The organism is Streptobacillus notomytis, assembly GCF_001902585.1.
Classification (GTDB): Bacteria; Fusobacteriota; Fusobacteriia; order Fusobacteriales; family Leptotrichiaceae; genus Streptobacillus; species Streptobacillus notomytis.
On record NZ_LKKV01000126.1, the window covers coordinates 1 to 659 of the forward strand.

General features: G+C 30.3%; 1 protein-coding gene. It reads right to left on the minus strand.

Going from position 1 to position 659, the window contains the following annotated elements:
* Positions 1 to 89: 89 nt before the first annotated feature.
* A partial coding sequence (locus BUE91_RS06635) for an OmpA family protein (protein ID WP_180371212.1) occupies positions 90 to 659 on the minus strand: 570 nt, incomplete at its 5' end.

A 659-nucleotide genomic window follows, 5' to 3' on the forward strand; every position in this document is an offset into this window, starting at 1 on the left:
CAAAGAGAATACAGGATACTAGTGTATCCCGTTTCTCTTTTTTTGTTTTATTCAATATTAAATTATAAAAAAGACCCCTAAGGGTCTTATCATCTAACCTCAATCTCCACTCTTCTATTTGATTGTTTACCTCTCTTATTCTTGTTTGTCTCTACTATATTATTATAGCCACTTGAACTTACCTTTACTATCTCTACCTTTAATCCATGTTCCATTAACTTCTCTAATACCTTATTTGCTCTCCTTAACCCTAACTCTAAATTTAATTCCTCTCCTGATGTACTATCTGTATATCCTGTTATATACAACTTCCTATCTCCATATCCTCTATTTAACTCTTCTAATATCTCTTTTAATCTATTTATCTGTTCATCTGTTAATTCTGATTTACCTACATCATAACCTGTTAGTGTATATAACTTAAATTCATTCATCTTTCTTTCTTCTAATGCCTTTATTCTCTCTTTTAATTCTTCTATTGTATCTGTTATGTCTTTATTGGCCTTCTCTAATCTCTTATTATCTTCTATTAACTTCTTATTTTGTTCTTCTAATTCCTTATTTATTGGTCTCTCTATTACTATCTCTTCTCTTCCCTTCTTCTCTCCTCCTCCAAATTGATAACTTATTCCTGCTCCTATACCTACTTTTCCTTTTGT